The organism is Parabacteroides sp. CAG:2 (assembly GCF_000436315.1).
Lineage (GTDB): Bacteria > Bacteroidota > Bacteroidia > Bacteroidales > Tannerellaceae > Parabacteroides > Parabacteroides distasonis.
Window position 1 is genome coordinate 1 of record NZ_FR885298.1, and the last position, 15,748, is coordinate 15,748.

Below are 15,748 nucleotides of genomic sequence, written 5' to 3' on the forward strand. Positions count from 1 at the left end.
TACCAGCAGCGCCTTGAACAGTTACAGTACCGTTGCCAGCTACTACAGATACACCTTCTACAGCTACTTCGTCGTTAGAAGTTACCATATCTCCCTTAGAAGCCTCTGGGTCTACATTGAATACCAACGCTGCATCACCACCGGTCTTAGAAGAGTTGAAATCAGAATCGCCGCGAGTTAATACCAAGCAACCATTTTGCATCTTCAACCAAGCTGCATACTTAGGAGCGATCGCATTTTCCAAGCCATGAACATTTCCTAAAGGAACATTTCCATTTACAGAGGTCTCAGGGCTATCTGAGTAAACATTCGACTCAAACATGAACGCATTAGCTTCGCCCTCTTCTGTCACACTCGCTGCCTTGTCCGGATCTACATAACGGAAAGACCACGTTACATTCTTGTGTTGATCACCTTGTAAGTTTACGATATAAGCACCATCGATCTTAGCAGCTTTGTAAGACTTAATAATCTCATCAATATTCAAATCCGCCGGTTTCATATTCTTGAACTCGTTCACCAAGATATACAAGCTATCACCGGAATGAATTGCCTTAACGAAACCTACGCGAGTATAACCATTCTTAATATCCATGTATGGTTTATCCTTATCTGCTCTAGCTGAGTCCGCAAAGCTTACCAAGTATTTACCATAAGCGAAACCTGCACGTCCCGGCTTAGCATGCTGGCAATGCCATTTATCAGTCTTATGAGCGTTGCCATTCTCATCGATATAGAAGTGTTTGTCATCAGCCTCATCACAAGGAATCGTCTCAATAGCACCTTGATCATCACGTGCTACAGAAATCAAGTATTGAGGCTTAACATTGCCTGCTCCACGGTTCAACCATGCGGTATCAATACGCATAGCCAACTTACCATTCGCTTTATCCTTGTTCCAGATACCTAAATAATCAACAACGCCATTTTTATCCTCAAAGTTAGCATTGGTCTCATCCATCAAGTATTCATGACGATATCTCTCCACGAATGCCAAGCTATCTGCGCCATCATTCACGTTCTCGCCAAGAACCGCCTTATTGAAACGACGATATAAAGGAGCATCGCTAGGCTCTACAGTAAATGCGGAGGTTCTAGACTCATTCAATAACTGAACCTTCAAACCTGCGGTCATACCGTCATCAGCGATACCAACTTTAGAAGTCTCTTTATTCAGATCAGCGATATATGCCGCATGCTTCGTGTTATCATAAGCTGTCTCCAAGATCGCATAGTAATGCTTGCCATCATAGTGGTTGTTCTCTTTGAAGAAGAATGTATCCACTTCTGCTACAGTACCATAATTAGCAGCACCCATAGAATACTTGCTACCATAAGCCTTAACTAATTTAGCCGTCTTGTTCTTAGCGATCACGTAGTTTGTTCTTTCCAATTGAGCAAGTCCCGGGATCTTCTTTAATAATGTAGCGTCAACATCAATACCATACTCAGCGGTAGATCCTTCAGTCAAGGTATATTCGTTAGCAGCCTCCTTCACGTAAATCAAAGAATCTTTGTCTGCACCGTTAGCGATCCAATAATCTTGAGTGAACGGATTCAAATAGTTGAACTTATACTTATTAACGATCAACTCGTTCTTAGCAAGATACTTATAACCCAACTTCTTATCCTTGATTATGGCAGAGTCTGTGATCTGGACAAAAGTAACCCCATCCAAAAGATCATAAGAAGCATCGATCTCATTTTTGTCATTCAATCTCAATTGAACATTGTTATAAGTCTCTAAGAACTCACGGTTAACCACCTTAATCGGAGATGTAGCCTGAGAAGCTTCCGAGTTCAAAGTCTTCGTGATTACCCATTGATAAGCTGGCATGTGCATAGGATCTTGCTCATCCAAAGTAACCCACTCAACCTGGTTGTGACCTACGTTATCATTCTCATGAATAGGAGCAGCCAGAACTTGTCCCTTAGCGTTCTTAATGATATACAAACCGTTAGCAATAGATGTCTTGTCACTTGCAGCATTGCAACCCTTCAAGCCAAAACCGATATGTGTATTGATTGGTCTAGCACCGATTGTCGCAATTCTGTCAGCTACCGTAAAGTTCTGCAACTTAACGAACAATTGAGAAGGAGCAACTGCATCACCAGGCATCTCAGCTACAGCGTTATTATCTAAATTAACGTCAGTATCAGAAACTCCTACATACTTAGAACCATAGTTCTTAATATCTGTTACATCTTTCCAATATTTTTCGGCATTCTTTTCATTCTTATAACGAACCTGCTTTACTTGGATAAACAAGCTATCTGTAGAAGGTTTGTAAGAGAACAAGAACTTATGTTGATTAGCCAACGTTGAATTCTCTACATCTTTGTTCGGCTCTTTTTCAGCATTTGTCCAGCCAAACTTCAAGAATTGGATACCTACACCATTAGCAGCGGTATCAACTTTCAAATAAGAGTTCTCATTCTCTTTATCTGTCACATAAACGAAATTGTGATCAGCAGCAAGACCACCCTTTAGTTCTTTTGCGACAAACGCTTTAGTCGTAAACGGGTTTACGTCAGCATTAGCATCCTGATTGAAATTAAGAACATTCTTATTATCTTTCAAATAAGCGTTAATCTCATCTGCACTCAACACGTAAGTACCTGCGTCGTACACAGTAAACTTTACAGCATCAGTTAAATCTCTAGCTTCACTAGCTAAAACTTTCTTAGCTTTTAACACACCATTATCTTCCAACAAGATAAGAACATAGTCAGCCTCTTGATAAGTAAACATCGGTTGATTTTTCTCCAACACTTCCTTGTAAGTTCTAGCAAAAGCCCAACCGCCGTAAGTTTCACCAACTTGAAGAGCCCCGGAAGTAGCGTTTACCGCCAAGCCCTGAACATCAGCCTCATTGATCGCCAAAAATTCACCTGTAGCTTTGTTCACGAAGTCATAGATAGGCTCTTTACCTTGACCTTGCTCCGTAATCGTAATACACCACAATGAATTCAGTAAATTGTAATTGGAAGCTTTGACAACATACTTGCCATTCTCTATAGCAAGGACACCGTTTGTCGTGTTGCCTGCAGCGGTGCTGGTTACTCTTAATTGATACAAACCGCTTAACGCAGCTTTATCCAATTTTGATACCATAAAAGCATCCGCACCATTGTTAACGCCAGTCAAATCTGCCGCATTCGCAGTAGTGAATGCTGAAGCTAAAAGTAAGCTAGCGCACAAAAAAGTAGAAAACTTTTTGTTCATAATTAAATAATTTAATATTAATACTAAAGTGTAATAAGCTCATTCTTTGGGCTGCCTTCACAAAACCATAATACTGACAGCCGACTTTATCTATCATTTGCAAAGGTACGCGTTTCTTCGATTCGCGCAAATCTTCCCTATTATTTTTTTGTCATCCTACACGCTTTCTTATCAATCAAATAGGCTATTCATTACGAAATAGCGGATTATAACCACGAACTACCCATCCCTTACCTATATCCCCCACTCCATAAAAGCCATTCTCGAACCAAGGCCAAGCATAATAATCCCTCAACCACCAATCAACATAAATTAATGTACACGTACATTATTATTCATGTTATAAAGATTACTTCCACTGGAATTACCGTATCTTGAAAGGATACAAAGTACTATTTACCTCCCCATAGGATATATATTATAAGTGCCAAAGGATATATACTTCCCCAACCAAGTAAGTATAACTGCTCCCAAAATCCTCGCCCGTTACCAAGCCTTCCTCACACACCCAATCCCAATACACATCATCCCAATCAGACCTACGTCAAAAGCCTCATCCTTCAAATTCGTTCATTTTTTGTGATCACTCAAACTACTAACATGAAAAGAGATTCTATAAACGAGCTACTTAGAAGGAAAGAAGAACATAGGAGAAAGCCCTCGCAAAAATCCCAGATTCGCGCCCGAAGAGGTCACTTACAATAAGACACCTCCTTAAAAGCATAACGACGGATGCTTCCATCCCGTAACGCTAGCAAAAGATGCCCGGTTGATTCTATATCATGGATACAGGCCTCGAATTCTCCCGCCTCATCCCTATAGGCATGATAGCCCTCCCTTCTATACAATGCTAATTGATAGCGGATACGAATATCCTCGTATTCCTCTTGGAGGAGAGATAAATAATAGCGATAGAATATTGAGAGGAAACGATCTAAAACCTCTTCCCGGTTTACTTCATTGCCTGTTATTTGAAACAAGGAAACAGGATTCGGAGCATCTCCCCGAAACACCGCTTGATTCAAGTTTATGCCGATCCCGATGATGGAGCAATATAGATTATGCCCTGATAGATCGTTCTCGATCAACATTCCGCAAATCTTCTTATCTTTCCAGTAAATATCATTCGGCCATTTCACCGTGACATGATCCGTATATGAGTCTAACGTTTCTTTTACGCTCAAGGCCGCTATTTGAGAAATCAAGAATTGGCGATTTGCAGGGATGCACGTAGGGTACAGGACTAAGCTAAACATCAAGTTCTTTCCCGCCTCAGACTCCCAAGTATTCCCGATCTGACCACGTCCGGCTGTCTGGAAATCGGCAACGACCACACTTCCTTCCGCAAGAGATTCCTTGATGACCAACTCACGAAGCAAGCTATTCGTAGAAGCGGTTTCCGCCACACGCAAGATGCGGGGAGATTCATTATCAGTGCTCATCATTATAAATTTCCCTTATATTTTTTGGTAGTTTAGCGATCACTTCCCGGTAAGAATGGAAGATCCAGCGTTTAATCTCCTCGTCTTCCATATCCCGGTCCAGATAAATGCTATTCCAGTATTTCTTATTAAAATGGTAAGCTGGCTCAACCGCCGTATAATGTTCCCGTAACTCTTCCACATAATCCGTACTACATTTCAAGGAGACATGAGGCTCCTCCGCATCCAAAGGAAGCAGCAGGAACATCTTATTCTCTACCTTAAAGACCAGCGATACCTCATCGAACGGGAAACACTCGATGGTATTCTTCAAGGAAAGGCAGTATTCACGTACTTCTTCTATATTCATAACTTTTATCTTTTAACGGCAAGGAGCATAGAAAGCATCTTCGATATGGTCGATCAGGAAACCCGTCTCTTTCTTGATCAATGTCACGATATCAAAACGGACTGGTAAGTCTATATTAAAATAACGGACATAGGCATCCGCAGCGGCGACAATCCTCCGAATCTTCTTGGTGTCTACCGCATCTTCCGGTGAAAGCAAAAAATCCTCAGAGCGTGTCTTTACCTCCACCACGATTAACTCATCTTCCTTGACAGCGATAATATCCAGTTCATAATGATGCCAATGCCAATTGGTATGCAACACGTTATATCCATGTTTTACCAGATAGGCACGAGCCTCAGACTCACCTTCCCGACCCATATCGTTCTGTCTTGCCATCGCATTAATTTGCACAAATATAGCCATTTTCTTTGTTATTCGGCTATTCACTCGTACATTTGCAAATGTATGAAAGAAGAACGTAAATATTCATCGGCTCACCCCAATCATCCGAGGGTACACAAAGTGACCTTTATGCTGAATGACGAAGAGCATAAAGCGGTAAAACGTTACCTTTCACGCTACAAGATCGAGAATAAGTCCCGTTGGTACCGAGAGACGATCCTTTCTCACATCCTCAAGACCTTGGAGGAGGATTATCCGACTCTTTTCAACGAAAATGAGATGAGAAGATGAATCCTTTCAATGACGAATATTTCATGAAGCAAGCGTTGGTGGAAGCTCGTGCGGCAGCGTCCGAGGGTGAGGTTCCCGTAGGAGCAGTTATCGTCTGCAACAACCAGATCATAGCGAGGGCGCATAATCAAACCGAATGCTTGAACGACGTGACCGCACATGCCGAGATGTTGGCGATTACGGCCGCCACCGGAGTCTTAGGAGCGAAATACCTGACAAATTGTAGTCTATACGTAACCGTGGAACCCTGCATAATGTGTGCCGGTGCGATCGGATGGGCACAATTAAGCACGATCGTATACGGGGCATCCGATGATAAAAGAGGTTTCTCCAAATTCGCCCCTCAAGCCTTCCATCCGAAAGCGATTATCAAAAAAGGTATCCTTGAAAAAGAGTGCGCGGAAGAAATGCAGCGTTTCTTCAAGCAAAGACGCTAAGCTCTATTTAACTTCCTCGTAATCCACATATTCCCCTTCATCTTTGGCGAATATCTTCTTACGGTGCACATAAGGTGTACGATCATCATCATCGTCCCGGGCGGTAGTAGTCGTAGAACGATGTCCGGAAGTATTGCTATTTGTTTGACGACGTTGTTCTCCCTTACGAGTGCTGTTTCCGCTACCAAAAAAGATGTTCTTAAAGGTACGCAAGATGGAGAAACCCATCAGAAACACCAACAGGATAAAGAAAAAGAATATTACAAACAAAAACTTAAACATAATCCGATACTTAAATGATTCTTTACTATCACAAACACAAAGATAAGAATTCTTGTTTATCCCTTTTTGTTAAAAATAGACAAGACTATATATAACAGGATGGTTCCAGAGATTCCCAAGAATCCCCATAACGCCACGAAAATAATGGCACAAGCGATCAATATATAGCGAAGCTCATTACCCTTCCACGCTAAGGATTTCACCTTCAGCGAGAACATCGGTATCTCAGACACCAACAGCAAGGAGGTAATAAACGCCAAGATAACAGTCACCAACACGAACAAGCCTTCATTCGCATGGACAACCGGTAAAACAGAATATCCCACCGAAGCCCAAAATAAAGCATGCGCCGGAACCGGCAAGCCGATAAACGAGGTAGTTTGCCGTTCATCAATATTGAACTTAGCCAAACGCAAACCTGAAAACGTAGGGATCACGAACGCCAGATAAGGGATATACGTATTCAAAGAGCCAAAAGGCAAAGCCGTAGAAGCCTCTCCCAACAACCAATAGACCACCATGCCCGGAGCGAAGCCGAAACTTACCATATCCGACAAGGAATCCAATTCCTTTCCCATCGGCGAGTAAGCCTTCAATAAACGAGCGGCAAAGCCATCGCAGAAATCAAAGACCGCGGCTATAATAATCCAAATCAACGCAGATAAAAGATTTCCGTGCAAGGCCATAACACTGGCGACACAACCGGACAGAAGGCTTAGACACGTAATTGTATTAGGAATATGTTTTCTTATACTCATTTTGACAAACGGGCTATAGGCGTTTGATTGCCTGTTACTTTTTGATCCATCTCTATTAACACCTCTGTTCCTACCGGCAGGTAGACATCCACGCGAGAACCGAATTTAATAAACCCCATTTGCTCGTCCACATGACATTTCTCTCCCGGCTTGGCATACGTAACGATGCGGCGTGCCATCGCCCCGGCAATCTGACGAGCCAAGACATCCACCCCGTTCCTCGTGGTAATCACGACCGCCGAGCGTTCGTTCTCCGTACTACTCTTCGGCAGATAAGCCGCCATAAAACGCCCGTTCTGGTGGGAAACATGCTTAACGGTACCGTTTACGGGAAACCAATTAGCATGCACGTTGAAGATAGACATAAAGATAGATATCTGTAGGCACTTCTTATGAAGGATCTCGTTCTCCATCACTTCCTCGATGGCAACGATCGTACCGTCGGCGGGAGCGATCACCAAGCCTTCCGAATCATAAGGAAACCGGCGGAAAGGACTACGGAAGAAGTTTAATACCAATAGGAACAATACGGTAGAAACAAAAGCGACAGAATAAAACAGCATACCCTTACCTACCGTATGGTACAAAGTTATATTCACAATAAATAATATTGTAAACAACGTAAGCAGTAAACCGGTTCCTTCTTTATGTACTTTCATTCTTCTTTGACTGTATCGTTTTATACTAAGAATCTGCAAAAATATTCATTTTTACCGAATATCAAAAATATATCACTTATTCACTGCCTCTATTTTGCCTAACTCTACGTACCAAAGGTATCCATCGACCCGCTCGAAACCCATTTTACGAATTAATTGCAGGTAATTTCTTACCTGATTAGGATGGCGCTTATCTTGCCGTTCGCCAAATTTATAATCCACGACAATTACCTTGTTATCTTTTATCATCACCCGGTCCGGACGTTTAGACAAGCCTTTACCGAACAGGATATCCACTTCATTCAAGACACGGGCGGAACCATCATACCAAGCCTTTACCTCCTCCGCTTGCAATAATTCTTCCAGACGGCTGATCAACTCCGCCGCTTCCTCCCGGTTAATCACCCCGGCTAACCGATAACTTTCGACCGAAGCGGGAATATCTTTCGGCGTACGTATCCGGCTCAATACCTCATGCATCAAGGTACCGTGCTTCCGCCTGGCATTATCGAAAAAGAATCCTTTCCCATGCAGGCGTAATTGTAAACGATCATCCGGGGAAACGGAATACAGGCGGCTCATGGGGATTTCCTCCAGGGTATCTTCTGCCGTTCTACCCGAAGCTGGATGCCACCATTCGCCCCTTTCAAAGGTATCATCCTCGATATCCGTCTCCACCCCCGCCCACAATAGATCGGCGATGGAAGTTATCTTCTCAACCTTACCTTCCTTGTTGATCTTCCTCGGACGGGGGGAGAATACGATCAGTTCTTCTTTCGAACGGGTAAAAGCGACGTATAAGGTGTTCAAGTTATCGATGAAAGCATGCAAGCGCTCCTTGAAATAATCCTTGGCGAAAATCGTGCTACTCAGGATCTGTCCGTAACGGACAGGAACTAAGTGCAGGCGGTCAAACGGCTTCTTCTCCGGGTGGCACCAAAGGATAACGGGCTTTGTCGGCTTATGGTCGATCTCCCAGTCCCCGAAAGGAATGATAACGACCTTAAAACCTAAGCCCTTGGATTTATGTACGGTCAAGATGCGGATAGCGTTTTGCCCATCCGGGGTAGCGATCGTCTTTCGATAACCGGTCTCGTCCCACCATCTCAAGAAACGGTTCAAATCCGCGCTTTCTTTTTGGGCGTACTCGGAAACCATATCCAGAAAGGCTTGCACGAATACCTGTTCCGTTTCCGGGAAGTAAGCGGAGAAGTTACGGAAGAGCCCTTCGGTTACCTCGTACAAGGATTGCCGGGAAATAGACTGAAGGTTTTGGAAAACAGACTCATCCGCCTCGCTCTCCCCGAATTTTCCGGTTAATACTTGATAGGCATACATCGCCAATTTCTTGTTCATCCGGTCCTCCGGATTTCGCAAATAGCGCAATACGGCGATCAGGAAACGGACCGCCGGAGAACTACCCACGAACAGGGCATCATCGGAAATGATATCGTAATTGTACCGGTCGGACGGATGCTCTTCCTTATAGGCTAGCAACGTATCAGCCACTAAAGCGCCTTCTTGATTGGTACGCACGAGTATGGCGATGTCTTTTAGCGCGTAACCGTTATCCTGCAAGCGCTCCAAGGTAGCCGGCAAGCGCTCCATCGCCTCTTGCTCCCACTTCTTCTCCTCATCGCCGGACAAGAAATCGATCCGTACATGTCCGTCCTTCTTCTGGAAAGGGGGAGGGACACGCTGAATGCTCTTATCATAAGCGGTCATGATCTTCGTGAAAAAGGCCGTGCGTTCTTCCTCGCTTAATGAGGAGGTTTTCAACGCTTCATTATATAGATCTTGCAGGATCGCCGGAGCGGCGGTGAAGAACGCGTTATTAAACTCCACGATATGGCGGCAGCTTCGCCAATTATCCATCAGGGTTTCCTCACGGACTTGCTCGTCCTCGAAATCCCTGCGGACTTGCTCGTCCAATAGCTTCCAATCCGAGTTACGAAAACGATAAATACTTTGTTTCACGTCGCCAACGATCAGATTCGCCCGGCCATTCGCCAGACTCTCCTCCACCAAGGGGCGGAAGTTATTCCACTGCATGCCGCTGGTATCTTGGAACTCATCGATCATATAATGATCTACGTGCGTACCCGTTTTCTCGTAGATAAAGGGGGCGTCACTGCCGCTGATGACCTTATTCAGCAACTCGGTCGTATCGGCGATCAGCATGACATTCTTTTCTTCCCGGTAAGAGGCGATTTGCCGGGAGATATCGGTTAAGATCCCTAACGTATAATAATAACGTACGATCTCCCGGGCCGTGTTATAGGCCGTCAGGTTGGCGAACAGGGATACGATATTCTTTACGCAGGCATTCAACCCTTCCTCATATACACACCCGATGATCTGCCGGAGACCCGGTGGAGTCGTCTTGGTCGTATAGGCATCCGGATTATCCGGCAAAGCTTGGAACGTGGCTGTCGGCTCTTTCATCTCACCTTTCGCCAGCTTCTCGAAATAGAAAAACGGGGAACGACTTCCTCCCTTAAAATCCGAGGGTTGTAAGGCGAACTGTTTCAGCAACGCCACTCCCTCCTCTCCTAAACGTTTCGCCTCCGCCTCGACGGAGCGGATAATGGCGTATAGCTCATTCTTATAGGCATCGAGCGCCTGCTTATCCGCGATATCCTTACCTACTTCCTCGCTAAATGCCTTATAACTCTCCTTAAAGACCTCCCGGCTGAGCGACATGATATCCTTCCGCAAGCTCCAGCCACCTCCATCCTCGATCTTGTCCTCGGCGAAACGCAGCAGCCAACCTAGCAAATCCTTGCTCTCCGGCTTCTCCAGATCGGCCAGCAGGTTATCGATCGCCTCGGTCAAGACCAGTTCTTGGTCCATCTCGATGCCATAGCCGCCTTGCAAACCGATCTCGCGGGTAAAGGCACGCATCGTTTGCTGGAAAAAGCGGTCGATCGTACTGATATTAAAGGCGGAGTAATCGTGCAGGATAGCGACCAGAATCTTCCGGGCCTGCTCCCTCACCTGCCGCTCCGTCAAAGAATAGGCGGAAGAGAGTAGCTGGATATAATCGGACGCACGGCCGGAAGCAAGGTGATAAAGTTCTTGGACGATACGGGTTTTCATCTCATCCGTCGCCTTATTCGTAAACGTCACGGCCAAGATCCGGCGGTAAGCGCCCGGCTGGGAGAAGAGTAACATCAGGTACTCCCCTGTCAATTTATGCGTCTTGCCCGCCCCGGCGGAAGCCCTATAGATTGTTAGCATAGCGATCGGGGATTAGATCGTACGGCTTTTCGAATAGCCCTCTTTCCGGAGGATATCCAACGCCTTGGCACGCAGGTCCCCTTGGATGATTATCTCCCCGTCCTTAGCGGAACCGCCTACGCCGCATTTCACTTTCAAGAGTTTTCCCAAGGCGGTCAGATCCTCGGAAGTGCCCCGGAACCCGGTGATCAAGGTAACCATCTTCCCTCCCCGGTTCCGCTTATCCAAGGATATGCGCAAAGCTTGTTTCTCCTTCGGCAACGTATCTTCCTCTTCCGTATCTCCCGTATTATATTGAAAATCGGGATTCGTGGAGTACATCACGCCTAATCGATCTTTCCAATCATTATTCTTCATAAAAATACCACTTTATTGGCTCAAAGCTACGTATTAATCTCCGAATAGGCAAACAAGGGCGAAAAGGCTATCCTATCAAGATGGAACTATTACCATTTTACTACATATAAAACCTTTATTTTCAGGCAAACCTCTTGCTTAATAAAGCGGAATCACTACATTTGCTACCAGAATCACGTTTGCTACATATATCGCTTAGAATTAACGGCCATGAGAAATATCATTCTTTTTATTTTTATTATACTAACGGTCCACTTGAACATGAGCGCGCGAGGCTCCGGCGAGAAACCGTCGATCGTCGTACTGCACTCCATCAACTTCGAGGAAAGCTGGACAAAACAGACCTATCTTGATATAGAAAGAAAATTCGGGGAGGAAGGGTTTACCGTAAAGGCGATTCCCTTACAGATCCCCGGTATCCGCACTATGGAAGGGTTTCAAGAGAAGAGAACAATGATCCTAGAGAGAGTTCCCGTGCCACCCACCTTAGTCGTATGCATAGGAGATCCCTCTTGGCTTGTCGCCCGCCCGTTGTTTGACAAGGAATGGAAAGATATTCCCTCTATCATCTGCTACGCCAGAGATTATATGTACCCGAAAGAAGAGTACCTGATAGACCTAGATAAAAACGTGCTCGATACGCTGGTTCCCATCACGGACGTAGTAAAAGGCTATAACGCCACTTTTATAAAATACCCAGTCTATATCAAGCAAACGATCGAGCTAATCAAAAAGCTACAACCGGAATTAACCAAACTGGCCTTTATTTTTGACCGCCGTTATATAAGCCAGCAAACGAAAGCGGATGTAGAGGCCGTGCTACGGAAAGATTTTCCGGGCATCCAATTCGAGCCACTGTCTACCACCTCCATTTCCACCGAGAACTTATTGGACAGACTGGCCTCTTTCGACAATAAGACCGGAGTCCTTTATTACTCATGGTACAGGACCCGGAAGGATAACGAGAATCGTTACCTAGTCGATAACGTCCAGAAAATGACCAATAGTTTCTCCGTCCCCCCAATCTTTACCTTGCAAGACGTACAAACAGAAAACGGGAATTTCGCCGGGGGATATTATGTTTCTCCGGAGGATTATGCTCAGGTGACGGTCAACACGATCGAAATGATCCTCTCGGGGAAAGATAGTAAGGAAATCCCGATCCAGACCGCGGAAACCCCGAGGGCCTACCTAAATTACCAGCATCTATTGCTTCACCAGATCGATCCCGGCCTATATCCCCCGAACGCCACGTATTTCCAAGAGCCTCCCGGTTTCTTACAGAAATACAAGATCCATATCATAAGCCTACTCGTCATTCTGGCGTTATTGATAACGATCGGGATCTTACGGGTCCGCCTCTTCATCCAAAAGCAAAAGGCCAAAGACAAGGAGCTGCAAATCGCACGCCAAGCGCAAGACCTGAACCAGAAATACCAGCTCGTCTTGAAAGCCAGCAACATGATGACATGGATATGGGACGTAAAAGAAGCACGGCTCGAATGTAACAATATTTACCTGACCCAAAGATCCATTCGCGACAAGGGAATCGACGGCCAATTCTGCATGTCGGCGGACGAGTTTTATAGCGGCATTCACCCCGAGGACTTGGAACAGATGCAAGACGCGATCAATAAACTAATCGCCGGCGAGAGCATATCGATCGACGAGGAGATCCGTTATTTAGACGATACAGGGCTTGAATATACATGGATAGAGATCTTTGCGATCGTAGGGAAAACCGATCCGGAAGGAAAACCCGCCTACTTAACCGGAGGTACTACCCTCATCAACCAACGGAAAAAAATGGAACAAGAACTGAGGGACAAGGAGAAGATAGAGGAATCCAACCGGTTGAAATCCGCCTTCCTAGCGAACATGAGCCACGAGATACGTACCCCGCTGAACGCTATCGTAGGCTTTTCCAACCTGCTAGCGGAAACTTGCCACTCCGAGGGGACGAGAGAGTTCTGCGAGATCATCGAGACGAACAACGAGCTTCTCCTTCAACTCGTGAACGATATCCTGGACCTATCGAAGATCGAGGCCGGGCAAATGGATTTCATCTATTCCGAGTTCAACGTATCCACGCTATTCCGGAGCTTATACCAGACCTTCCAAAGCCGGGTGAAAGACGGTGTCACTCTCTATTGCGAGATACCTGAACAGGATTGCGTTATCTATTCCGAGAAGAATCGCTTGACCCAAGTGATCACCAACTTCCTCACGAACGCCTGTAAGTTCACGTTCCAAGGGTCTATCCGCATGGGATACAAGGAGAGGGAAGATGGATTATACTTTTACGTAAAAGATACCGGAAAAGGTATTGAGCGGAAGAACCTCCCGCACGTATTCGAGCGTTTCGCCAAATTCGATTCCTTTATCCAAGGAACCGGACTCGGACTATCCATTTGCCAAACGATCCTAGAGAATCTTCACGGGAAGATCGGCGTAGAGTCGGAAGAAGGAAAAGGGAGTACTTTCTGGTTTACGATCCCATGCGCTGTATCAAGACCGTAGCGTAAGCCGAGATCCCTTCCTGCCGTCCGGTGAAGCCCAGCTTCTCCGTGGTAGTAGCCTTGATAGAGATATCCTCCTCGTCCACGTTCATGACCTCGGCCAGCGTTTTCTTCATCAGAGGAATATGGGGATTCAATTTAGGGCGCTCGGCGGCTACGGTGGCATCGATATTACCCAACTCATAGCCCGCGTCTCTTAAAAGCCTCATGGTATCCCGGAGCAAGATCTTACTATCGATATTCTTATATTCACCGGCCGTATCCGGGAAATGATAACCGATATCCCGCATATTGGCCGCTCCCAATAAAGCGTCACAGATCGCATGGATCAGCACGTCCGCATCGCTATGTCCCAATAGGCCCAACGTATGCTCGATCTTAATCCCGCCCAGCCATAATTCCCGGTCCGGCACCAAGGCGTGGACGTCATAACCAAAACCTACACGTATCTTCATACCCATTTATCTGAAAAGGTTCTTGATTCCATCCATATCGAACGACAAGGAGAAACGCAATGTCTGGTCCAACGGGTTACTCTGTACCGTACTGATCAGATAAGCGGCATCCAACTGGAAAACACTCATGCGGAAACCAGCACCGACTGAGAAGTACTGACGGTTTCCCTGATATTTATTCTCATAGTAATAACCGCCACGAACAAAGAACTGCTGATTGTAATTATACTCCAGACCGATAGAGGCCATAATCTCCTCTAGCTCGCCCTTGAAGCCATTCGGCGAGTCACCGAATGATTTGAAGATACCCGTGATCGGGGACATATTGTTATATTCATCATGTTTTTCCTTATAAGCAGCCTCATCCTCGGGAGTCGTACCTTCTTGAATAGGTTCGGTAGGAACTAAATATTTACTCAAATCCACATAGATACCGATTTGGTTATAATCATCGATCGGATACAGTAAACCAGTTCCAACCTTTAACATCGTAGGCAAGAATTGGTTGGTATTTCCACCGTCGTAAGAGACCTTCGTACCGATATTGGAGACATTAAAACCAAAGCTCCACAGGCACTCGCTATTCCCTAAGATCACGTATTTCTCCAGATAACCGGCGATATCAGCGGCAAAAGCGTTATCCGGAACCATATCCGCGTCCGACGAGGCACCCATGTCCGAACGAATATAGCGCAAGGCGACTGCCATAGAGAACACATCCGATAATTTACGGCTATAACTTACATCAAAAGCCATCTCATAAGGATTCAATATGAGCTGATTACCCATTCCTCCATCCCGGCTTTCCTGTACTTCTCCTAAAGAGAAATAACGCAAAGAGGCTCCGATCGCCTGCATATCGCTATCGCCTAATTTATAATAACCGGCCAGATACGCTAAAGCCACATCATTCACCAATTTACGTAACCAAGGCGTATAGGACAAGGCGACTCCGGCCTTACTATAGCTAAAAGCATACTTAGCCGGGTTCCAGTATTGGGAATTCACATCCGGCGTAGTAGCCACACCGTTATCACCCATAGCACCTCCGCGAGCGTCGGGCGCGATAGACAAAGACGGTATCGCCGTATTAATCGGGGCGAATTTATGTTTAACATCGTCTGCGCCTCCTTGGGCATATAAAGCCGTAAATGCCGTCAAAAAGCTGAAAACCGCTAGTAACAGACTGAATCTTGAAACTCTTACCATATATTCTATTCTAAAAATACATTTATCATTCCTAGAGGGTAATAAACATACCCCCATGCTTATTATAAACTAATTACCCGATACTTTATTGTGCGAGAATGATTAATTTATTCGCTTTCGTCGCCTCTTTCGAGTTATTC

Annotated in this window: 14 protein-coding genes; 3 read left to right on the plus strand and 11 right to left on the minus strand. The window is 45.3% G+C overall.

All coding sequences use genetic code 11. From position 1 onward, the window contains the following. The 4 genes from QVP94_RS10035 to QVP94_RS10050 form a co-directional block, all read right to left on the minus strand. The coding region (locus QVP94_RS10035; protein ID WP_288213232.1) for a hypothetical protein at positions 1–3,226 on the minus strand (3,226 nt) is incomplete at its 3' end. Between the two features lie 692 nt (positions 3,227–3,918). Further along, complete coding sequence (locus QVP94_RS10040) at positions 3,919–4,671, minus strand: biotin--[acetyl-CoA-carboxylase] ligase (protein WP_005861250.1); 753 nt, start codon at positions 4,669–4,671, stop codon at positions 3,919–3,921. Further along, complete coding sequence (locus QVP94_RS10045) at positions 4,658–5,017, minus strand: MmcQ/YjbR family DNA-binding protein (RefSeq protein ID WP_005861248.1); 360 nt, start codon at positions 5,015–5,017, stop codon at positions 4,658–4,660. Before QVP94_RS10045 ends, QVP94_RS10040 begins: the two co-directional genes overlap by 14 nt. A 12-nt stretch (positions 5,018–5,029) precedes the next feature. Next, on the minus strand, positions 5,030–5,395 hold the full coding sequence (locus tag QVP94_RS10050) for a YraN family protein (RefSeq protein WP_008773876.1): 366 nt from the start codon (positions 5,393–5,395) through the stop codon (positions 5,030–5,032). 69 nt (positions 5,396–5,464) lie between these two features. Here QVP94_RS10050 and QVP94_RS10055 point away from each other — a divergent pair, with 69 nt between their 5' ends. Both QVP94_RS10055 and QVP94_RS10060 read left to right on the plus strand, forming a co-directional pair. Then, on the plus strand, positions 5,465–5,692 hold the full coding sequence (locus QVP94_RS10055) for a hypothetical protein (protein ID WP_005861242.1): 228 nt from the start codon (positions 5,465–5,467) through the stop codon (positions 5,690–5,692). Next, a complete protein-coding gene (locus QVP94_RS10060) occupies positions 5,689–6,129 on the plus strand; it encodes a nucleoside deaminase (protein WP_005861241.1) in 441 nt (146 codons plus the stop codon). Before QVP94_RS10055 ends, QVP94_RS10060 begins: the two co-directional genes overlap by 4 nt. A gap of 3 nt (positions 6,130–6,132) precedes the next feature. Here QVP94_RS10060 and QVP94_RS10065 read toward each other — a convergent pair whose 3' ends face one another. The 5 genes from QVP94_RS10065 to QVP94_RS10085 all read right to left on the minus strand — a co-directional run bounded on the left by QVP94_RS10065 (position 6,133) and on the right by QVP94_RS10085 (position 11,425). Further along, positions 6,133–6,411, minus strand: a complete 279-nt coding sequence (locus QVP94_RS10065; RefSeq protein WP_005861240.1) for a DUF4834 family protein — start codon at positions 6,409–6,411, stop codon at positions 6,133–6,135. Positions 6,412–6,467: 56 nt separating this feature from the next. After that, positions 6,468–7,169: a CDP-alcohol phosphatidyltransferase family protein gene (locus QVP94_RS10070; RefSeq protein WP_005861239.1), complete on the minus strand. Its 702-nt coding sequence runs from the start codon at positions 7,167–7,169 to the stop codon at positions 6,468–6,470. Further along, on the minus strand, positions 7,166–7,828 hold the full coding sequence (locus tag QVP94_RS10075; protein WP_005861238.1) for a phosphatidylserine decarboxylase family protein: 663 nt from the start codon (positions 7,826–7,828) through the stop codon (positions 7,166–7,168). Before QVP94_RS10075 ends, QVP94_RS10070 begins: the two co-directional genes overlap by 4 nt. Positions 7,829–7,900: 72 nt before the next feature. Then, entirely contained in the window at positions 7,901–11,068 is a 3,168-nt protein-coding gene (locus QVP94_RS10080) for a UvrD-helicase domain-containing protein (protein ID WP_022192527.1), read from the minus strand. A 12-nt stretch (positions 11,069–11,080) separates the two neighbouring features. Further along, positions 11,081–11,425, minus strand: coding sequence for a translation initiation factor (locus QVP94_RS10085; RefSeq protein ID WP_022192528.1), 345 nt, complete (start codon positions 11,423–11,425; stop codon positions 11,081–11,083). Between the two features lie 210 nt (positions 11,426–11,635). Between QVP94_RS10085 and QVP94_RS10090 the strand changes: the two genes are divergently transcribed. Next, positions 11,636–13,945, plus strand: a complete 2,310-nt coding sequence (locus QVP94_RS10090; protein WP_288213233.1) for a sensor histidine kinase — start codon at positions 11,636–11,638, stop codon at positions 13,943–13,945. On the opposite strand, the gene ispF is transcribed toward QVP94_RS10090, so the two are convergent. Together ispF and porV are read right to left on the minus strand one after the other, a co-directional pair. Next, positions 13,914–14,399: a 2-C-methyl-D-erythritol 2,4-cyclodiphosphate synthase gene (gene ispF / locus QVP94_RS10095; RefSeq protein WP_008773883.1), complete on the minus strand. Its 486-nt coding sequence runs from the start codon at positions 14,397–14,399 to the stop codon at positions 13,914–13,916. The genes QVP94_RS10090 and ispF overlap by 32 nt on opposite strands. A 6-nt stretch (positions 14,400–14,405) precedes the next feature. Beyond that, the gene (gene porV / locus QVP94_RS10100; protein ID WP_005861221.1) at positions 14,406–15,608 is read right to left on the minus strand and encodes a type IX secretion system outer membrane channel protein PorV; all 1,203 of its coding nucleotides are present in this window, start codon (positions 15,606–15,608) and stop codon (positions 14,406–14,408) included. Positions 15,609–15,748: the final 140 nt, after the last annotated feature.